The following is a 19,701-nucleotide window of genomic DNA, read 5'->3' on the forward strand; positions in this document are numbered from 1 at the left end:
CGAGCATGGCCACGATGCGCCAGATCGCCGCAGCCGCCGGCGTGAGCGCGAAGACGGTCTCGCGGGTCTTCAACGACGACCCGCACGTCCTCCCGGCGACCCGAGAACGGGTCGAGTCGATCATGCGGGAGCTCGACTACGTGCCGAACTCCCTGGCGACGGCGTTCCGCTCGGGCCGTCCGTCGGTCATCGGAGTCGCCGTCCCCGACATCGTCGACCCGTTCTTCGCCGAGATCGCGCGTGCGGTGGAGCGGACGGCGCGCGATCACGACATGTCGACGCTCGTGACGAGCCTCGGCGACGACCCGGACCGCGAGCGCGCGGTCCTCGAGCCGATGCTCCGGCGTCAGCTGGCCGGAGTGGTGCTCGCGCCGATCAGCGACGACCAGAGCTCGCTGAGTGCATGGGCGTCGCGGACGCCGTTCGTGTTCGTCGACCGCGCGCCAGGCGGGCTCGCCGCCGATGCCTTCACGCAGGACGACTTCGGTGGAGCGTTCGCGGCGACGTCCCACCTCGTCGAGCACGGCCACCGCCGGATCGGCTTCGTCGGCGACGAGCTGGCCCTGCCGACGACCGCCGAGCGGCTGCGCGGGTACCGGGCGGCACTCACCGAAGCCGGGCTGCCCGCCGACGAGGAAATCATCGCCCTCGGTGCGGCGACCCGCGAAGGGGCGGCACGTGCGCTGGCGGCGGTCGACTCGCGGGCGACGGCCTTGTTCTCGTCGAACGCCGTCTGCACGATGGCGTTGCTGCCCGCACTCGCCGAGCAACCGCTCCCGCTCGTCGCGTTCGGCGACTTCCCCCTGGCCGAGCTCCTGCGACCGTCGGTGTCCGTGATCACGCAGGACCCGGAGGCCCTCGGCCGACTCGCTGCGGAACGGATCATCGACCGCCTCGACCGCCCCGATGCGCGATACCGCCGGAGCACGGTCCTCCCGGTGCACCTCGTCGAACGCGACTCCTGTCGGTCCGCGCCCGCGGTCGTCTGAACCCCCGGTTCGGAGCCGCCCCGTATGGCCGTCGAATCCCCGGCCCCTGAACCATCCCGGTCCCTGAACCATCCCGGGCCCTGAACCATCCCGGTCCCTGAGCCTGTCGAAGGGCGCCACGCGAACGCCCCGAACACTCGACCGGCTCAGGGAACGAACCCGGCCGGCCTAGTAGCTCAAGGTCACCGGCGCGAGCTCCGCGGTCTGGTCGCCGACACGGCTCGGGTCGCGCGGGTCGAGGCGACGGACCTCGCCGACGTCCGCGAGTTCGTCGAGCTCGATCCAGAAGATGTTCGGACTCCGTGTCGAGCCGAAGTAGTAGACCCGGTTCGTGAGGTCCGCCCCGGCCCGCCACCAGGTCGGGTACACGTCGCCCGTCGAGTACGGCGCGCCGTACGGCACTGACACGTTCGCGATGAGCTGGAACACACCCGCCACCGCCTCGACGGTGTCCGCCGGCTCCGGCAGGTAGTGGAGGAAGTAGGAGGCGCGCACGAAGCGGTCGACCGAGGTGATGTCGCCGGGAGGTGGCAGCTCGCCGCCGAACGGCCGGTAGCGGTCGCGGTTGGTGATCTGCTCGTCGAGGCTCGGCGAGTTGGCCATGACGGTGTACTCGCGGCCGTGGTGGACGACGAGCCGGCCGTCGATCGGCTCGATGATCGCGGAGTCACCCGATGCGTCCTCGAGCGCGATGTGGATCCCCATCTGGAGGCCGCGGAACATCGGGGACGTGATGCGGACCGTGTCGATGTCGGCGACCGCTTCGGCGACCGACCCGTAGGTGTCGAGGAGGTACTGCACCCAGAGCGCGTTCGACACCGTCGGACGGCCGTCAGGCTCGGCGAACGTCACGTCCTCCGGGTCGAGGTAGAGCGCGTGCGCTCCGAGGCCCGCCGTGTTCAGGCCGTCGACGGTCCCCATCCCCCACATGCTCGTGACGACACTGCCGTACCGGGAGGTCCACCGGTGCGAGGTGGCGTCGCCCGTGCCACCTCGGTCGGTACCGCTCGGGACGAACCACAGCTCGGGTTCGTCACTCTCCGACCAGTCCATGCAGCGGCTGACCGTCTTGGCGACCGCGTTGTCGTTCCAGAAGATTCGAGTGCACACGCGCTGAGCGTACTCCGAGCACGGTGCTCGCCGGAGGGGCTATCGCCCACGCAGTGCCGCGGCCTCGCTGAGCCATCGGCTGTAGCAGTCCCAGGGGTCGACGTCGCGGGCGACCGAGGCGACGTGGGCGAGCAGTCGGGGCGACCCCGTGAACCATTCGGAGCGTTCGAGGCGCTCGCGGGCGAACTGTTCGTGACGCGCACGCTCGACGTGCCGGTCGCCGCGTTCGAGGGCGAGCAGTTCGTCGTGCCAGATCGCGGCGAACCGCTGGCGGGGGTTCGTCGTCGTGCCGATCTTCACGCGGTCGCCGTGGCGGAGGTAGTAGACGACGTCGATCCGCGGCCGGGCGAGGTCGTCGTCGGGCACATCCCCCTGCCGCCACTCGCACGCGGCGCACAACCAGGCGGTCGGGTAGCGACGGCCGAGCCGCGAGCCGCACATGATGCACGGCGAGGGCAGGGCGTCGACCACGCCCCATCGCTGCTCCGCCCAGTCGGCGGCGAGGGCCAGGTGATCCTCGCAGAGCGCGACGGGCGCGTCGACCGGTGCCACGGCGTCACACCCGGGTTGTACGCATCGTCTGTGGGGCATCTCCCGAGTGTCCCCCACCCCGCCGACACCGGCCTCCGCTCCCGGTCCCTGAGACTGTCGTAGGGCACACCAACAGACCCCACCCTTCGACAAAGCTCAGGGACCGAACGGTTGCGCGGGCAGGGACCGGCCGGATGGGCTGACAAGGGCTGACCGTTCGGAAACGAACGACTCCAACCCCGGTCCCTGAGCCTGTCGAAGGGCACACGGACAGACCCCACCCTTCGACAAGCTCAGGGACCAAACGGTTGGGCTGGCAAGGGACCGGCTGAGTGAGCGGACAGGGACTGACCGTTCGGAAACGACCGACTCCAACCCCGGCCCTGAGCCTGTCGAAGGGCACACGGACAGAGCCCACCCTTCGACAAGCTCAGGGACCGAACGGTTGGGCTGGCAGAGACCGGCTGAGTGAGCGAACAAACGAACGACTCCAACCCCGGTCCCTGAGCCTGTCGAAGGGCACACGGACAGACCCCACCCTTCGACAAGCTCAGGGACCGATCAGGCGAAGCGGCAGGGTCGAGCGACCGTCCTCCACAACTCCTCTGCGATCCGAAAGCGTCCACCGTCCGACGTCCGCGCAGACCGACAGGATCGAGGTCCTGCGAGGCTTCCCGGATGCCCCACGTCTACATCCTCAAATGCGCCGACGGATCCTTCTACACCGGCAGCACCATCGACCTCGCTCGACGAGTCGCCGAGCACATGGACGGCCTCGGAGCGACCTACACCCGCGAGCGACTGCCCGTCACACTCGTCTGGTCGGCCGAGTACGACCGCGTGGACGACGCGTTCTTCATCGAGAAACGTCTCCAGGGGTGGAGCCGGGCGAAGAAGCAAGCAGTGATCGACGGGCGGTTCGACGACCTCCCGCGTCTCAGCTGCTCGCGGATCACCGCATGGCGCGATCCAGAACCCGGATCGACCCCGGTGGCCGGTCCCTGAGCTGCGCCGCACTGAGCCTGTCGACGTGTCGGAGGCCGCACCACCAGAGCTCGCCCTTCGACAAGCTCAGGGACCGAACGGTGGGCTGGCAGGGACCGGCTGGGTGAGCGGACAGGGACCGACCATTGAGAAACGACCGACTCCGACCCCGGTCCCTGAGCCTGTCGAAGGGCACACGAACAGGCCCCACCCTTCGACAAGCTCAGGGACCGAACGGTTGGGCTGGCAAGGACCGCCCTTCGACAAGCTCAGGGACCAGAGAGGCGAGCGGACAACCCTTCGACAGGTTCAGGGACCGGGCAAGTGTGCGGACAGAGAGCGCCCTTCGACACGCTCAGGGGCCGGCCCGCGCGCTCCCGGCTGGGAGACGATCGGGTGGCCTCCCAGCCGATGCGCACGTCACAGCGCGATCGCGCGACCCTCCTCGTGGGAGCGGATCGCCGCTCGGTAGATGTCGTGGGTGAGCGCCGCCTCCTCGGGGCGTGCGGCACCGAAGCGGTCGCCGAGGGAGCCGTGCCGCTCGGCGAGGAACACGGCCCACATCTGGAGGATCGTGTCGGAGAACCCGGACTCGAAGTTCGGGCCGGTCACCGTCGGCCACACCGACTGGCTGCCCGCGTCGAGCTGCTGCCACACCTGCTCCCGACCGACGCCCGGGATGTCCCGCACCGCGAACACCTCGACGAGCTTCGGGTTCTTCGTGCTGAACCGGACCCCGCCGTCGAGACCGATCGCCTCGAACTCCCACGTGTTCTTCTGCCCGGGATCGATGCGCTTCGTCTCGGTCGTGAGCGGGAAACGGACACCGTCGTGGGTCGCCCAGCTGTGCAGCACGGCGTTGTCCCAGGTGTCGCACGGCACGAGCGAGCCGTCAGGGCCGGGACGCTCGGTGACGATGTTCTGCAACACCCCGTACACGCTCTCGGGTGCCCAACCGAGCCGCAGCGGCACGTGCCAGGTGTGCATTCCGAGGTCGTTCATCACGCCGGCCTCGCCGCAGAACTGCGTCTGGCGCTTCCAGTTGATCTGCTTGTCACGATCGATGTCACTCGAGTGCAGGAAACTGTTGCGCGCCTCGACGATCGTGCCGAGCGCCCCGGACCGCACGTATTCGATCGCCAGCTGCGCTCCCGGAAAGAACGGCATCTCACTCGAACACCGGACGAAACTCTCCGGGTGCTCGGCCATCGCCGCGAGCACGGACTGCGCGGCCGCCGCGTCGATCCCGAAGGGCTTCTCCGCCAGCAGGCCCTTCCCGGCTCGGATGACGTCGGTGTAGATCTGCTCGTGGAGGTCGTGTCGCACGGCCACGTAGACGACGTCCACGGACGGGTCGGCGAGCAGCTCGTGATAGTCCGTGGTCTTCGTGACGACCGTGTCGATCTCGTCGAACCAGTCGAGCGCCGCCGGGTTGATGTCGCAGACAGCCGTCAGTCGCGGTCGCACCGGGTGGTCGATGAGCGCCGGCCAGCGCTGGATGGCCGCGGCGATCTCGCGCCCCATGAGCCCACCCCCGATGATCGCGACGTTGACGCGCTCCGCCGTCGCCCGGTCGGCCGTCACCTGGTCGCCGCTCATGCGCGAGCCGCCTCGAGGATCGCGAGGCCGGCGTCGGCGTCGGCGCCGTCGTGCAGCACCGCCATGAGTGCCGCGGTGATCGCGGCCGGGTGCTCGTGCTGGATGATGTTGCGGCCGTAGACGATGCCGCTGACCCCGGCGTCGAGGACGGCGACCGTGCGCTCCAGCAGGGTCCGGTCGTCGACGCGACCGCCGCCGCGGACGAGGACGGGGATGTCACCGGCGACCTGCACGACGCGCGCGTACTCCGTGATGTCGCTGCTCGGGTCGGCTTTGATGAGGTCGGCGCCGAGTTCGACCGCCTGGCGCACGAGGGTGACGATCTTCTCGATGTCGCCGTCGACCTGGTACCCGCCGGCCGTCGTGTTGTCCTGCATGACGAGCGGTTCGATCATGAGCGGCATCCCGTACCGGGTCGCTTCGCGGCGCAGGGCCATGATCGAGCGGATGTTCGCCTCACGGACCTCGGGGTGCTCGGGGATCTGCATGAGGTTGACGCACACGGCGACGGCGTCCAGCCGGACGGCCTCCTCGATCGCGTGCGGCACGTGGTGGCTGTAGAGGATCGAGTCGAGCGGGTTGCCGTAGACGTTCGCGACGTCCGTGCGCAGGACGAGCGCCGGCTTGTCCTTGCCGGGGACCTGCTGCAGGAGACGGGCCTGACCGAGGGTCAGCTGGACGGCGTCCGGGCCCGCGGCGACGAGCGTGCGGACGACCTCGCCCATGTCCTCGATGCCGGTGATGAACGAACGCTCGCCGAAGAACCCGTGGTCGACGGCGACGTCGAGCGCGCGACCTGATCGGGCGTTGAAGAGACGATTGAGGCGGTACAGCGACATTGCGGCGGCTCCTGATCGTGACGGGGAGGGTTTCCGAATCGTCCCTCGGTGTGTCACAGTAGTGGCCTGAGACAACGTTGTCTAGCTTGCGTCGGGTCACCCCCGGGGCGAAGAACGGAGGGTCCATGGGCGAGATCGTCGTCGCCGGTCACATCTGCGTCGACCTGTCGCCGGGGCTGAGTGCGAGCGCACGCATCGATCCGGGCGCCCTCATCGACACCGGCCCGCTCCGCATCTCCCTCGGCGGCTGCGTCGCGAACACCGGCCTGGCCCTCGCCGATCTCGGGAGCACGGTCCGCCTGCACGCGACCGTCGGCGACGACGAACTCGGCGCGATCGTCGCGTCGCGCATCGCCGCGCACGACCGACTGCACCCGGCGCTCGAGGTCACCAATCGGGCCGCGACCTCCTACAGCGTCGTCGTCGAGCCCGCCGGCCTCGACCGGACCTTCTGGCACCACACGGGCGCGAACGAGGTGTTCACCGGCGAGCACCTGGCCGTCGGCGACGCGGACCTCGTCCACCTCGGCTATCCCCCGCTGCTCCCCGGGATCGTCGCCGACGACGCGGCGCCCCTCGCGAAGCTGCTCGAACGGATCCACCGACACGGTGCGACCACCTCGATGGACCTCGCCGTCGTCGACCCCACGAGCGCCGTCGGCAGACTCGACTGGGAGGCGATCCTGCGACGCACCCTGCCGCTGACCGACGTCGTGAGTCCGAGCGTCGACGACCTGCGTTCGGCGCTCGGCACGCTCCGCCTGCCGGCCGGAACCAGCGCATCGCCCCTGGCCCAAGCGGCGGCATTCGCCGACCTGCTGCTCGCCTGGGGTGCCGGGGTCGTGGGGATCTCGGCCGGCGAGGACGGTCTGCTCCTCCGGGCCGCCGGTGTCGACCGCCTGCGTTCGGGCGGACGGATGCTCGCACCGCTCGCCGAGGCCTGGGCCGACGTCGACCTCGTCGCGCCGCCCGTCCCCGCACCCGCGTTCGTGTCGACCAACGGCGCCGGGGACGCGTCGACCGCCGGCCTGCTGTTCGCGATGTCACGCGGTGCCGCACCGGCGGAAGCAGCCGAACTCGCGGGCGCGAGTGCCGCTGCGACGATCGCGGGACGCCGGCCGACGGCGGCCGTGATCACCCGACTGCGACCCGGACTCAGCGGCCTCTTCGGGGTCGCGGGGGCGGACGAGCCGGTCGCGTGATCCCCCATACGCCAGGATGGTGAGCATGCGCAGCTCCCGACCCCCGACCATGAACGACGTCGCCGCGGCGGCCGGGGTGGGGCTGAAGACGGTCTCGCGGTATGTGAACGGCGCGACGAACATCAACCAGGAGCTGTCGGAACGGATCGGCGCGGCGATCGAGGCCCTCGGCTACCGGCACAACCTGGCGGCCGCGAGCATCCGCCCCGGACGGTCCAGCAAGGTCATCGGGCTCATCATCAGCGACCTGGCGAACCCCTATTACTCGGTGCTGGCACGCTCGGTGGAGCGCGTGTGCACCGAACACGGCTACCTGCTGATGTCCGCGAGCTCCGAGGAGGACGCCGACCGGCACCGACTCCTCGTCGACCGGCTGGTCGCGCAGCGCGTGGACGGCCTCGTCGTCGTGCCACCACGGCAGGCGACGACGGCCTGGGCCACGAGCACGATCGTGCACGTCCCGATGGTGCTCGTCGACCGACCGACCGGGCCGCTCGAGTCGGTCGAGGTGCACACGGTGCTCGCCGACAACGCGGGCGGAGCGACCCGGGCGACGGCGGCCATGCTCGCCGCGGGTGCGCGTCGGGTCGCGTTCCTCGGTGACTCACTCGAGCTGTACACGATGCGGGAGCGCCTGGCCGGCTATCACCGGGCGCTCGCCGAGGCCGATCTCGGCGGCGCGACGGGGACGGGCCCGATCGAGCCGATCGTCTCCGACGGCGCACACTCCGTCGAGGACGCCGCAGCGGTCGTGGCAGGGTTCCTGGCGTCGGGCGAGGTGGACGCCGTGTTCGCCGCGAACAACCGGGCCGCGATCGGGGCCATGCAGGCGTTCGCGACGGCCGGGCGACGGCTGCCTCTCGTCGGGTTCGACGACTTCGAGGCGGCACCGCTCGTGACGCCGGCGGTGTCGGTGGTGGCGCAGGACGTGGCGCTCATGGGCCGGGTCGCGGCGGAGACCCTCCTGGCGCTCATCGCCGGCGAGGCGGGCCCGCCCGTGACCCACACGCTTGACGTGCGTCTGGAGCTGCGCGGTTCCGAGCGCTGACGCCCTTCGACAAGCTCAGGGACCGGAGGGGGTGCTCAGGGACCGGGAGGAGTGCTCCCGGACTGCAGGGGCATTCACGGACCGGGGGAAGCCACCCCGTGTACGAAGAAACCGCACACGGAGAACCGCTCCCTGAGCCTGTCGAAGGGCACACGAGAAGACGCCGCCCTTCGACAAGCTCAGGGACCGGGAGAGGTGCACCGGGACCGCCCTTCGACAAGCTCAGGGACCGGAAGAAATGCTCCGGGACCGCCCTTCGACAAGCTCAGGGACCGGAAGGGGCGCTCAGGGACCGGAGGGGGAGCTCAGGGACCGGTGACGGGAGCTCAGGGATTGGTGACGGGCGCTCAGAGACCGGCGGGGTACGTGAGGCCGTGGCCGAAACGGAAGAGCGGGTCCTCGGTGTCGTAGGGGACGTCGGACCGACTCGCCTCGACGGCCGCCATCGAGCGCGGCAGGTCGAACGGCAGCCGGCCCTCCGGCAGCGCCCGGCCGAAGACGACGTCGAGGAACGCCGCGTCACTGCCGCCGAAGCTCGCGACCAGCGCCGCGACCGCATCCGCCACCCCGGTGAGGATCGCCGGTCGGTCGAGGTGCATGTCGAGCACGGTCGGCACCGTCAGCGCGAGCGCCCGCAACCGCTCGACCTCGTCGGCCGGAATGTCGAGCGATCCGGCGTGGAACATGGCCTCGAAGCCGCCGGGCCGCGGTTCGTACGGCGTCTGCATGCGCACGAGCGCGACGTCCGCCGAAGCCGGATCCGCGACGACCTCGCCGTACGCGCCCGCGACCTCGGGGTCCACGCCCTCCAGGTACAAACGTGGACGCGGCGAGCGCACCGGCAGCGTCTCCTCCACGTTCGTCAGGACGGTGAACGCACGGCGCTGTGCGGCCTCACCTGCTGCGACGAAGTCCGCGCGCCCGACGATGCCGCTCGCGGCGCCCGCGTCGACGTACGGCTGCTCGAAGAGCCCCAGCAGGAACTTCTCGCGCAGCAGTCGGCGCACCGAGGCGTCGATGCGGTCCTCGGTGACACGTCCCTGCTCGACGAGTTCGACCACGAGTTCGGGTCGGGCCTCGCCGCCGAACTGGTCGCAGCCGGCCTGCAGGATGCGCTCGACCCGGGACAGCTCGTCGAGGTGCTCCAGGCCCCACGCCCGCGCTGGCATGTCCTGCCCCATGATCGACGTGTCGGTGACGAGCCCCCAGTCGGTGCAGACGATGCCTGCGAAGCCGAGCTCCTCGCGCAGGAGCCCGGTGATGATCCCGTGGTTGAAGGCGAACGCGACCTCCTCGTGTCCGGTCCCGACGGGCATGCCGTAGTACGGCATCATCTGCGCGGCTCCGGCGGCGATCGCGACGCGGAACGGGATGAGGTGGTAGTCGAAGTTGTCGCCGGGGTACACCTGTTCGCGCCCGTAGGCGAAGTGCGGGTCCTCCCCGTCGAGCTGGGGCCCACCACCCGGGAAGTGCTTCGTCATCGTGGAGACCGACTGCGGCCCGAGTTCGGCGCCCTGGAACCCTCGGATGTAGCCGGCGACGAGTTCGGCACTGAGCTCGGCGTCCTCGCCGAAGGTGCCGCCGATGCGCGACCAGCGAGGTTCAGTCGCGAGGTCGACCTGCGGGTGGAGCGCCAGCCGGATCCCGACGGCGAGGTACTCCTGCCGCGCGGTGTCGGCGAACGCCTCGACGAGGTCGGGCGACCCGATCGCCGCGAGGCCGAGCGTCTCGGGCCACTGCGAGAACGCGCCGGCACGGGCCGCCGTCCCGACGTTGTCGGTGAAGTGGTTGCGGGGGTCGGTCGACAGCGTGACCGGGATGCCGAGCCGCGTGCGAGACGCTCGTTCCTGCAGGGCGTTGGTCCACTCGGCGAGCGCCGTCGTGTCGGGCGCGGTGCCGAGGACGTTGAAGTGGGACATGAGCTGCTCGCCGATCATGTGCTCGCCGCTCGCGAGTCCCATGTGCGGGTTCGCCTCGTCGATGGGGCCCGGGGCGATCATCGTCTGGAAGAGCATGCCGGCCTTCTCGGCGACGGTCATCCGTCCGAGGAGGTCCTCCACCCGGTCCTCCACCGGCAGGCTCGCGTCGCGGTAGGGCAGCGCCGGTTCATGCTCGCTCATGGGTGGTCCGTTTCTCGTCAGTGAGTGGGGCGGCGTCGGGATCACCCGGGCTCAGGCGAGCCGGAAGCGAAAACCGAACTCCGTTCGGGAACGGAGCGTGACTCCAGTATGCCCGCTGACGAGGATCACGCAAGACTCAGTCGGCGTGGTTCCCCATGGCGCGCAGCCCGTCGGCCAGCCAGTCCAGCGACGGGGAGACGCCTGGTGCGACCGGATGGCGATTGAGGTGGCCGTGGAGGACGCCCGGCTCGAGCCGACTGCGGACGGGTGCACCGGCGGCCTCCGACGCCGCGATGAGCAGCTCCCCCGACGGCCGGAGGTCGTCGAACTCCGAGAGCAGGACCGACAGCGGCGGGCGGTCCGGGGTCACGGGGACGATTCCCGGCAGGGCGAGCTCGGGCACGTCCTCCAGCCGACCGACGTAGTTCTCGACCATCCAGTCGATCGACTCGGTCGGGAACCGCATGAAGTCCGGCAGGACCGCCATCTCGGCCAGGACGTCCGCGGGCAGGGCGGGCACGGCGGCGTGCAGGAACGGGTAGGCCAGCAGCACGGCGTCCGCACGACGATCGCTGCGGAGTGAGGCGGCGAGCGCGAGGGCCGCTCCGGCGCTTGCTCCACCGATGGCCGTCCGCGCACCGGGAACGGCCGACCGCTCGTCGTCGAGCTGCTCCCAGACCGCGAGGACGTCGTCGAGCGGCACTGGATAGCGCGTCGTACCGTCCGCCAGGCGGTAGTCGACGGACACGACCTCGGCGCCCGCTCGCGCCGCCAGTTCGGCGCTCACGACGTGCGCCTCCGGCCAGTCGAGCGTCCCCGCCGCGAAGCCGCCGCCGTGCACCCAGAGGAGGGCGGCACCACTGGGGTCGGCCGGGACGTAGCGCCGGATCGGGACCGCACCGTGCGGACCGTCGACGACCTCGTCGGTGATCACCACGTCGCTCGGTGGGCTCCACGGCCCGTCGTCGCCGTAGGCTGCGAGTCGTTCCTGGAACGCCTCGTCGAGCGTCCCGCCGGCGGCAGCGCGATCGGCGTTCGAGAACCCGTCGAAGAGGCTCAGGCGGTCGCGGTAGTACGGATCGAGTGACATGCGCCGAGCCTACCCAGCCGGCTCGGTCGACTCGGTCGACTCAGACCACGATGCCGCCGACGCGGTGGAGGTAGAGGTCGATGGCGTCCCGGCTCTCCTGGATGCAGCCGAGCTTCGCATCCAGTCGCTCGCGATGCTCGAGCAACCGCTCCAGCACCTCCGCCGAGGGAGTCACCTGGTAGATCGTGTCGTCGTCCTCGAAGCAGGGCAGGACCTGGAGGATGAGCGCGGTCGGCATGCCGACGGCGATCAGCTCGCGGATGCGCTGCACCTTCGCGACGAGGTGGTCCCCGTACTCGCGGTACCCGTTCGGGCAGCGGGTCGGGCGCAGCAACCCCTGTTCCTCGTAGTACCGGAGCAGCCGCGGCGTGCTCCCGGTGGCCGCCGCCAGTTCGCCGATGCGCATGCAAGACCCCTTCGACCGAGTTGTGTCCTCTTGGAGCAGCCGTCGGTGCCGGGCGGATATTCCCGGGGCATCCTCGTCGGCTTGACCCTGCCACCAGTGGCAGGCCGGGAGACTCACCGACATGACCACCGACAGCGTGCGCACGGCACGATCCACGACCCCTCCTGCTGCCCGAACCCGCCCTCCCGTCCCGACCGCGCTGCTCCTCGCCGCCGTCGGATTCGTGACGCTCCTCACCGAGGTGCTCCCGGCCGGCGTCCTCCCCGCGATGGCCGCCGACCTGGGCGTCTCGGAGTCGATCGCGGGCCAGAGCGTCGCCGTCTTCGCACTCGGCTGCATCGTCGCCGCGATCCCGCTCAGCCGTGCGCTCGCGAAGCTCGACCGCCGGACGGTCGTGCTGCTCGCCCTGATCGTCTCGGCGCTCGCGAACGCCGGCGCGGCCGTCGCGCCCGACCTGCTCACGCATCTCGCGACCCGGTTCGTCGCGGGGCTCGTGGCCGGCGTCGTCTGGGCGATACTCCCGGGGTACACGCGCGGGTTCACCACCCCGGAGCGGTTCGGTTCCACCCTGGGCGTCGTGCTGTCCGGTGCCACGCTCGGCTTCGCGCTCGGCGTCCCGGCCGGCGCGGTCCTCGGCGAGGGGTTCGGTTGGCGCACGGTGTTCGGGATCGTCGCCGCCGCCACCGCGCTCCTCGGCGTCCTCGCGGTCGTCGTCGCTCCCCGCGTGGCAGGCAGCGCCCCCGGGCGTTCGACACGCATGGGTGCGGCGCTCCGCATCCCCGCGGTCGTCACGATCCTCGTGGCCCTCGCCGTCTGCATCATCGGCCAGAACATCGCGTACACCTACCTCGCACCCGTCCTGTCCTCCCGCGGGACGCCCGTGCCGCTCGGGTTGCTCCTCGCCACGTTCGGTGTGGCATCGGTCGTCGGGACGCTCGGCGCCGGACGGCTGGCGAACCTGCGCCTCGGGACGACCATCGTCACGGCCGCCCTCCTCGGGACCGTCGGCCTCGCCGTCGTGGCCTGGGATCCCCCGGTCGTCGTCCTCCTCATCGCCGCGGCAGGCTGGGGGCTCGCCTTCGGCGCTTACTCCGTGCTGTTCCAGGTGGCGATCGCCCGGGTCGCCGGGAACACTGCGGATGCGGCCCAGTCGGCGCTCGTCACGGTGTGGAACTGCTCGATCGCCATCGGCGGGGCGGTCGGCGGGATCATCCTCGGCACCTGGGGCCCGGCCCTGCTCCTCCCGGCAGCCGCCGCGCTGACCGTCGTCGCCATCCCCCTCTGCGCCGTGATCGCACGCGCCGTCCGCCGCGGGTGAACGACGGAGGACCCGGCACGCCGGAGCCGGGTCCTCCTAGACTCGATGCGATGCCCGTCCCGTTCCTGCACTCGCCGAACATCCTGTTCGACACCGTCGTGGACCGCACGGAACGGCTGTCCCCCGGCTTCGTCCGCCTCACCCTCGCCGGTGCCTCGCTCGCCGACTTCGCCCCGTACGAGCGGGACCAGCGGATCAAGATCCTGCTGCCCGGAGAGGACGGCGCGTACCCGGACGGACTCCACGGCGGCCTGCCGGAGCACGCATGGCGGCGGGCCTGGCGCGCACTCCCACCGGCGGACCGCCCGGTGATGCGCAGCTACACGGCCCACCGCGTCAGGCCGGCGCTGCAGGAGGTCGACCTCGACGTGTTCATCCACGAGCCGGCCGGTCCGGCGAGTCGTTGGGCGCTCGCGGCGCGGCCGGGCGACCGCTTGCTCGTCTCGGGTCCGGACGTCCGTCGCGGCGACCCGACACACGGTGTCCAGTGGGCGCCGGGTACCGCGACGACCGTGCTCATCGCCGCCGACGAGACGGCCTTCCCCGCCGTCCACGGGATCCTGCGTTCCCTCGACGAGGACGTCCGCGCCCACGCCCTCCTCGAGCTCGGCGACCCCGCCGACACTGCCCTGCTCGGGCCACTGCTCGAGCGTCACACGGTCGAGGTCCATGAACGGGCCGGGCGGGCGGGCGGTGACGCGCTCGTCGCCGGCGTCGAGCAGTGGCTCCATCTGCACGGGTCGTCGGCGGCGACACTGGGCACGGACTTCGCCGCCTGGCTGGTGACCGAGAGCACCCGGATCCCCCTCCTGCGCGCTGCGACGACCGACCACGGGATCGATCCGGAGCGCGTCCACGGGCAGGGCTACTGGAACGCCCGCCCCAGAGCCACACCCGAGTGAAGGTTATGCTTGCCTTACTCGGTCGCATCCGCCGCGACCCGTTCGAAAGGTGATCCGTGCCCCTCCCCTCGCCCATCGTCGACGTCTCGTCGCCGTCGCCGCCCTCTCCATCGCCGCCCTCGGCCTCTCCGCCTGCAGCAGCTCGAGCGCCTCGACCCCCTCGGACACCGCGACGAGCGCGACGCACGTCATGGAGCACGCCCACGGCGAGACCAGCATCCCCGACGCACCCAAGCGGGTCGTCGTCCTCGAACCGGTGCAGCTCGACACGACCGTCGCGCTCGGCATCACCCCGGTGGGCGCAGCAGTGCTGAACGAGACCGCCGGCGTCCCCGCCTACCTCGGCGAGCAGGCCGCCGACATCCCCACCGTCGGCACCGTGGCCGAGCCGAACGTGCAGCTGATCGCCGCCGCGAAGCCCGACCTCATCATCGGCACCGAGTCGCGGCACTCCGCCCTGTACGACCAGTTGTCCGAGATCGCGCCGACCGTCTTCATGGCGACGCAGACCGACCCCTGGCGCGACAACGTGCAGTTCGTCGCCGAGGCGCTCGGCGACCCGGACGGCGCGGACGAACTCCTCGACGCCTACGACGCACGCTGCGCGGAGATCGCGAAGGAGCACGACACCGCCGGCAAGACGGCACAGCTGATCCGCCCCCGCGACGGCGTCCTGACGCTCTACGGCCCGACCTCCTTCGCCGGTAGCACCCTCGAGTGCGCCGGGTTCACGACGCCCGAACACGCCTGGGAGGACATCTCCCTCGACCTCTCCCCCGAACGCGTGCTCGAGGCGAAGGCCGACCAGGTCTTCGTGACGAGCGTCGATCCCGACGACACCTCGACCTTGCCGGCCTCCCTCACCGCGAACACGGACGCCTTCCCCGAGCTGCACCTCGTCGACCAGTCCTTCTGGATCACCGGCGTCGGCCCCCTCGGCGGCATGGCCGTCCTCGACGACCTCGACCGGCTGCTCTCCGACGGGTCGTGACGAAGCCGACCGCCATCCTGACCGCCCGCGACACCTCGGTGAGCGGGCGTGCGCCGCAGCGACACCGCCTGCTCCTCGTACTGCTCGCGGGCGTCGCAGTGCTCGCGGTCGCCATCCTCCTGTCACTGTTCGTCGGCGCGAACCCCATCGCGCCGGATGACGTCCGTGCGGCGCTCCTCGGTGCTGGGTCGGACGAGGCGGACTTCGTCGTGTGGGACCAGCGGGTGCCGCGCACGGTCGCGGCACTGGCCGTCGGTGCGGCCCTGGGCGTCGCGGGTGCGCTCATGCAGGCGTTCACCCGGAATCCGCTCGCCGACCCCGGCATCCTCGGGGTCAACGCCGGGGCAGGCTTCGCGGTCGCCGTCGGCCTGGCGTTCCTCGGCGTCCGGGCGCCGGGCGACATCGCCTGGCTCGCCTGCGGTGGGGCGCTCGTCGTCACCCTCGTCGTGTACGCGATCGGCTCCGGCGGGCGTGAGCAGTCCTCCACCGCCCGACTCACCGTCACCGGCGTCGCTTTCGGTGCGGTGCTCGCCGGGCTGACGACGGGGATCGCGATCACGCACCCCGACGCGTTCGACCGGATGCGCGGCTGGAACGCCGGCAGCCTGCTCGAACGCGACCTCGGCGTCGTCGTGCCGGTCCTCCCCTTCCTCGTCGTGGGGCTCGTCCTGGCCGCGGCGAGCGCGCGGAGCCTCAACGCGATCGCCCTCGGCCCGGACGTCGCCAGAGCACAGGGCGTCAGCGTCACGCGCAGTCGCATCCTGGTGCTCGCCGCGGTGACGCTGCTCGCCGGTGGCGCCACCGCGATCGCCGGGCCGATCGCCTTCGTCGGCCTCGTCGTGCCCCACCTCGTGCGCTGGTCGGTCGGCAGTGATCAGCGCCGCATCCTCGGGGGTTCGGTCCTCGTCGGCTGCGTCCTCGTGCTGTGCTCCGACGTCGTCGGACGGATCGCGGTGCTCCCGGGCGAGATGCCCGTCGGGCTCGTGACCGCGTTCGTCGGCGCGCCCGTCCTCATCGCGCTCGCCCGACGCAGAACGGCCTCGGGCCTGTGAGCACGACACGGGAACGGACGGGCGGCGGTCCGATCACCGGACGCCGACCGGCACCACGGACCCTCCTCGTCTGCGCCGCCGTCGTGCTGGCGATCGTCGTCGCGGCGATCGCCGGTCTCGCGCTCGGCGACTACCCGCTGACCACCGACGAGGTGATCGGCGTCCTCACCGGTCGCGTCGACGGCCTGGCGCGCACGGTCGTCCTGGATTGGCGACTGCCCCGCGTGCTCGCGGCGATCGGCTTCGGCGCAGCGCTCGGTGTCTCGGGAGCGATCTTCCAGACGCTCACCCGGAATCCGCTCGCGAGCCCCGACATCATCGGCCTCGCGAACGGCTCGTTCACCGGGATGCTCGTCGCGCTCCTCCTCCTCGGTGGCAGCTGGCCGGCGTTGATGGCCGGGTCGCTGATCGGCGGTCTGGCGGCCGCGGCCGCGATCTTCCTGCTGGCCCTCCGCCAGGGCTTGTCCGGCTTCCGCTTCATCGTCGTGGGCATCGGGGTCTCGGCCATGCTCGCCGCGTTCAACAGCTGGCTCCTGCTCCGGGCCGACCTCGACGTCGCGCTCTTCGCGGCGGCCTGGGGTGCGGGGACGCTCAACACTGCGACCGCGACCGTCGTGTGGCCGGCACTCGCGTGCCTCGTGGTGCTCTTCGCGGTCCTGCCGTTGGCCGCCCGTCCGCTCCGCCAGCTCGAACTCGGTGACGACGTGGCCGCTGCGACCGGGGTGCGCCTCACCCGTGAACGCGCCATCCTCATCGGCCTCGCGGTCGCGCTGGTGAGCGCGGTGACCGCCGTCGCTGGCCCGATCGCGTTCATCGCCCTGGCCGCTCCGCAGATCGCACGCCGGCTGACCCACTCGCCGGGCATCCCGCTGGTCGCGACGGGACTCATCGGAGGCGTCGTGCTCCTCGCGTCCGACCTCGTGGCCCAGCATCTGATCCCGCTGACGGTGCCGGTCGGCGTCGTCACGGTGGTCGTCGGCGGGCTGTACCTCACGCAGTTGCTGCTCCGCGAACGGCGGCGCTGAGGGGTCTGGACCGCACGGCTCAGCGGGCGTCGTCGAGCTCCAGCAGTTCGCCGACCGTGCAGTCGAGCACCCGGCAGATCGCCGTCAGGGTCGAGAACCGGATCGCCTTCGCGCGGTCGTTCTTCAGCACGGACAGGTTCACCACGCTCACCCCGACGAGCTCGCTGAGTCGGGCGAGGGTGAGACCGCGGTCGGCGAGCAACCGGTCGAGGTTGCAGTGCACGCCGGTCGCGACGTCCTCCTCGGGCGTCGGCACCATCAGACGAGTCCCTCGGTGTCGGCGCGCAGGCGCTCACCGGCGCGGAAGGCGATCGCGAGGCCGCCGACCGCCATGGCGACGAAGAACGGGATCCAGGTGAGCGGATAGGGGGTCCCTTCGACGGCGCCGTCGGTCGCCGCCGCGAGCGCGCCGTTGGACGCCATCGTGCCGAACCAGGTGTCCGCGATCCACCCGCAGAGGATGGCGATGGAGGCGATCGAGAGCAGCCGTGCGTTCCCGGGGGCGAAGGCGTCGCCACGGAGCAGGCGGCGGAAGAAGCGGAACGCGCAGACGATGACCAAGAGGTTCGCGATCGCCGGCAGGATCGCGGCGAGCAGCACGCACACGAAGGTCACCACCGGGAGGTCGGCCACGACGACCGAGCCCTGGTCGATCGTGAAGGATCCGGCTCCTGCCGCACCCGGAAGGACTGCATCGACGGCGTCGAAGAAGACGGGCACCCGGGTCCCGTCGGTGCCGAAGATCTCGAGCAGCCGGAGGACGAGCGTGACGACGACAGCCCCTGCCGCGACGACGGCGGCACCGAGCACGGATACGAGGTCGTTGCGGGTGGAGCGCTGGGTCTTCGCGGCCTGCCAGGCCGCGTGGTCGAAGCCGGACGGCGTCGGGCGATCGGTGGACTCGGTCATGATCATCACATCCATATCGATTGTCGTTGGTATCGATAAACGATATGCCGAGATCGATCAGAACGCAAGAGCGGGCGGTAAGCACGTCCGCCCAGCCGGATCACCCGGGCGGTGACCCGTCGAGCGCGTCGAGCTCTCGCAGCGCCGCCTCGGCACGCTGGAGTCGATCAGCCTCCGGCTCCTCCCACCACTCCGGGCCGCGTTCACCGAGCCCGTGCTTGGCGAGGCCGACGCGACGGCGGGCAGCAGCGACCGCGTCGGCGTCACCCGCCCGCTTCGCGACGCCGACGCCGGAGCGCCCGCGGCCGAGGTGGGACTGCAGGGACGCGACGAGTTCCGACGGCAGACTCGGATCCGTCCGACGCCAGCGTCTACCGTTCACGACGAACCAGTGGTCGTCCTCCTCCGGCCCGTCGTCCGATCGCGGCGTCACGGGTGCCTCCTGGAGACGACGCAGGGCCCGGCCCACCGCAAACGCGGACGAGACCGGACCCTGGAGGTCATGATGGCGCGATCAGCCGTTCTTGACGGCGTCGAGCACGCCCGCCCAGCCGAAGGCGGAGATGGCGTCGGCGAAGGTCGAGTCGCCGCGCCCCTCGCCGATCTGCTTGCCCGAGGCGTCGCGGACGACGACCGTGTGGTCCTTCTCGGCCTCGGTGCCGTTGCCCTCCTCGATGAAGTCGATGTGGATCTCGCTGTCGCCGAGGGTGCCGGTGACTGTGGTCGTGGCGTCCTTCTCGGTGGTCTTCGTCGTGAGGAACGGACCGCCGCCAAGTGCCGCGAGCGCCTCGTTGATCTGGTTCGTGAGCGATGAGGTGTTCATGTGTCTCTCCCTACGGTGGTGAAGTGACCAGGGTAGTGAGCGGACCCGGGAACGACGGGAGCATGGCGCTCGCGCACGAGATGTGCGATAGGGCGACTGGAGACGGCGACCGGACACGGCGACCGGAGTCGCCGCAGGAGCAGAAGATCCGCCTCGCGTCAACGGTCGGCACCATCCAGGTGCGGTCGGAGCCGCGAGTCGTAGGCTGCGAGCCACGCAGACCGGCACCCCGACACCGACGGGCCGGTCGACGAGACGAAGGAGACCCCATGGCCGGAGACACCGACCCCTACACGACCCTCAACAAGCTGCTCGCGGACTTCCGCTTCGCGATGCTCACCACGGTGGACCTCGACGGCAAGCTCGTCGCCCACCCGCTCACCGTCCAGGAGCGCGAGTTCGACGGCGACCTGTGGTTCATCGTCGGCAAGGACGCCTCCGCCGTGCAGCAGCTCGACGTCAACCCGAACGCCGGCGTCACGCTGAGCTCGGACAGCTCGTGGGTGTCGCTCGCCGGCACCGCAGAACTGGTCGAGGATCAGGCCAAGCTGGAAGAGCTGTGGAACAGCGTCGTCGAGGCCTGGTTCCCTGACGGCCCCTCCGACCCGCGCGTCGGTCTGCTGAAGTTCTCGGCCGACAGCGCCGAGTACTGGGACAGCCCCGGCGGCAAGATCGCGACCGCCGTCGCGTTCGTGAAGTCGAAGGTCACCGGCGAGACCTACGACGGCGGCGACAACGCGAAGCTCGACCTGTAACGAGCGGT

21 protein-coding genes are annotated in these 19,701 nt (G+C 71.0%); 10 read left to right on the top strand and 11 right to left on the bottom strand.

Translation table 11 applies throughout. The annotated features are described in order from the left end of the window. Nucleotides 1-5 precede the first annotated feature (5 nt). Nucleotides 6-989 (top strand): LacI family DNA-binding transcriptional regulator, encoded by a 984-nt coding sequence (locus tag FGL15_RS02705; protein WP_138944849.1) that lies wholly within the window; start codon nt 6-8, stop codon nt 987-989. A 168-nt stretch (nt 990-1,157) separates the two neighbouring features. On the opposite strand, the gene FGL15_RS02710 is transcribed toward FGL15_RS02705, so the two are convergent. Next, on the bottom strand, nt 1,158-2,099 hold the full coding sequence (locus FGL15_RS02710) for a linear amide C-N hydrolase (protein WP_138944850.1): 942 nt from the start codon (nt 2,097-2,099) through the stop codon (nt 1,158-1,160). Nucleotides 2,100-2,138: 39 nt separating this feature from the next. Further along, nucleotides 2,139-2,651, bottom strand: coding sequence for a GIY-YIG nuclease family protein (locus tag FGL15_RS02715; RefSeq protein WP_240773742.1), 513 nt, complete (start codon nt 2,649-2,651; stop codon nt 2,139-2,141). 657 nt (nt 2,652-3,308) lie between these two features. Between FGL15_RS02715 and FGL15_RS02720 the strand changes: the two genes are divergently transcribed. Beyond that, complete coding sequence (locus tag FGL15_RS02720; RefSeq protein ID WP_138944852.1) at nt 3,309-3,635, top strand: GIY-YIG nuclease family protein; 327 nt, start codon at nt 3,309-3,311, stop codon at nt 3,633-3,635. A gap of 399 nt (nt 3,636-4,034) precedes the next feature. On the opposite strand, the gene FGL15_RS02725 is transcribed toward FGL15_RS02720, so the two are convergent. Continuing rightward, on the bottom strand, nt 4,035-5,213 hold the full coding sequence (locus tag FGL15_RS02725; RefSeq protein WP_138944853.1) for a Gfo/Idh/MocA family protein: 1,179 nt from the start codon (nt 5,211-5,213) through the stop codon (nt 4,035-4,037). Further along, complete coding sequence (locus FGL15_RS02730) at nt 5,210-6,052, bottom strand: class I fructose-bisphosphate aldolase (RefSeq protein WP_138944854.1); 843 nt, start codon at nt 6,050-6,052, stop codon at nt 5,210-5,212. Before FGL15_RS02730 ends, FGL15_RS02725 begins: the two co-directional genes overlap by 4 nt. A 125-nt stretch (nt 6,053-6,177) precedes the next feature. Here FGL15_RS02730 and FGL15_RS02735 point away from each other — a divergent pair, with 125 nt between their 5' ends. Continuing rightward, nucleotides 6,178-7,254: a carbohydrate kinase family protein gene (locus FGL15_RS02735; RefSeq protein ID WP_138944855.1), complete on the top strand. Its 1,077-nt coding sequence runs from the start codon at nt 6,178-6,180 to the stop codon at nt 7,252-7,254. A gap of 25 nt (nt 7,255-7,279) precedes the next feature. After that, the gene (locus FGL15_RS02740) at nt 7,280-8,302 is read left to right on the top strand and encodes a LacI family DNA-binding transcriptional regulator (protein WP_138944856.1); all 1,023 of its coding nucleotides are present in this window, start codon (nt 7,280-7,282) and stop codon (nt 8,300-8,302) included. Between the two features lie 347 nt (nt 8,303-8,649). Here the strand turns inward: FGL15_RS02740 and FGL15_RS02745 are convergent, their stop codons facing one another. From FGL15_RS02745 to FGL15_RS02755, 3 genes are all read right to left on the bottom strand, one after another. Next, entirely contained in the window at nt 8,650-10,422 is a 1,773-nt protein-coding gene (locus tag FGL15_RS02745; RefSeq protein ID WP_138944857.1) for a glycoside hydrolase family 3 protein, read from the bottom strand. 136 nt (nt 10,423-10,558) lie between these two features. Further along, on the bottom strand, nt 10,559-11,512 hold the full coding sequence (locus FGL15_RS02750; protein WP_138944858.1) for an alpha/beta hydrolase fold domain-containing protein: 954 nt from the start codon (nt 11,510-11,512) through the stop codon (nt 10,559-10,561). A 40-nt stretch (nt 11,513-11,552) separates the two neighbouring features. Further along, a complete protein-coding gene (locus FGL15_RS02755; protein ID WP_138944859.1) occupies nt 11,553-11,918 on the bottom strand; it encodes a MerR family transcriptional regulator in 366 nt (121 codons plus the stop codon). Nucleotides 11,919-12,039: 121 nt separating this feature from the next. Here FGL15_RS02755 and FGL15_RS02760 point away from each other — a divergent pair, with 121 nt between their 5' ends. Genes FGL15_RS02760 through FGL15_RS02780 form a run of 5 tightly spaced genes read left to right on the top strand, consistent with a single transcriptional unit; the run spans nt 12,040 to nt 17,206 of the window. Continuing rightward, nucleotides 12,040-13,236, top strand: coding sequence for an MFS transporter (locus tag FGL15_RS02760; protein WP_138944860.1), 1,197 nt, complete (start codon nt 12,040-12,042; stop codon nt 13,234-13,236). 50 nt (nt 13,237-13,286) lie between these two features. Next, nucleotides 13,287-14,138 (top strand): siderophore-interacting protein, encoded by an 852-nt coding sequence (locus tag FGL15_RS02765; protein ID WP_138944861.1) that lies wholly within the window; start codon nt 13,287-13,289, stop codon nt 14,136-14,138. 49 nt (nt 14,139-14,187) lie between these two features. Beyond that, nucleotides 14,188-15,129, top strand: a complete 942-nt coding sequence (locus tag FGL15_RS02770; protein WP_240773744.1) for an iron-siderophore ABC transporter substrate-binding protein — start codon at nt 14,188-14,190, stop codon at nt 15,127-15,129. Beyond that, on the top strand, nt 15,126-16,181 hold the full coding sequence (locus FGL15_RS02775; protein ID WP_240773745.1) for an iron ABC transporter permease: 1,056 nt from the start codon (nt 15,126-15,128) through the stop codon (nt 16,179-16,181). The genes FGL15_RS02770 and FGL15_RS02775 overlap by 4 nt, the downstream gene beginning before the upstream one ends. Then, entirely contained in the window at nt 16,178-17,206 is a 1,029-nt protein-coding gene (locus tag FGL15_RS02780; protein WP_205858672.1) for an iron chelate uptake ABC transporter family permease subunit, read from the top strand. Before FGL15_RS02775 ends, FGL15_RS02780 begins: the two co-directional genes overlap by 4 nt. 19 nt (nt 17,207-17,225) lie before the next feature. On the opposite strand, the gene FGL15_RS02785 is transcribed toward FGL15_RS02780, so the two are convergent. The 4 genes from FGL15_RS02785 to FGL15_RS02800 all read right to left on the bottom strand — a co-directional run bounded on the left by FGL15_RS02785 (nt 17,226) and on the right by FGL15_RS02800 (nt 18,938). Beyond that, entirely contained in the window at nt 17,226-17,465 is a 240-nt protein-coding gene (locus FGL15_RS02785; RefSeq protein WP_079002926.1) for a helix-turn-helix transcriptional regulator, read from the bottom strand. Next, nucleotides 17,465-18,115: a DUF2975 domain-containing protein gene (locus tag FGL15_RS02790; protein ID WP_138944862.1), complete on the bottom strand. Its 651-nt coding sequence runs from the start codon at nt 18,113-18,115 to the stop codon at nt 17,465-17,467. Before FGL15_RS02790 ends, FGL15_RS02785 begins: the two co-directional genes overlap by 1 nt. A gap of 100 nt (nt 18,116-18,215) precedes the next feature. After that, nucleotides 18,216-18,548, bottom strand: coding sequence for a biopolymer transporter Tol (locus tag FGL15_RS02795; protein ID WP_138944863.1), 333 nt, complete (start codon nt 18,546-18,548; stop codon nt 18,216-18,218). A gap of 81 nt (nt 18,549-18,629) precedes the next feature. Continuing rightward, nucleotides 18,630-18,938 carry a hypothetical protein gene (locus FGL15_RS02800; protein ID WP_079706962.1) on the bottom strand — a complete coding sequence of 103 codons (309 nt, stop codon included), beginning with the start codon at nt 18,936-18,938 and terminating at the stop codon, nt 18,630-18,632. Between the two features lie 269 nt (nt 18,939-19,207). Between FGL15_RS02800 and FGL15_RS02805 the strand changes: the two genes are divergently transcribed. Beyond that, the gene (locus tag FGL15_RS02805) at nt 19,208-19,693 is read left to right on the top strand and encodes a pyridoxamine 5'-phosphate oxidase family protein (RefSeq protein ID WP_138944864.1); all 486 of its coding nucleotides are present in this window, start codon (nt 19,208-19,210) and stop codon (nt 19,691-19,693) included. Nucleotides 19,694-19,701 lie beyond the last annotated feature (8 nt).

It is taken from the genome of Plantibacter sp. M259, assembly GCF_006065115.1.
Taxonomy (GTDB): domain Bacteria; phylum Actinomycetota; class Actinomycetes; order Actinomycetales; family Microbacteriaceae; genus Plantibacter; species Plantibacter auratus.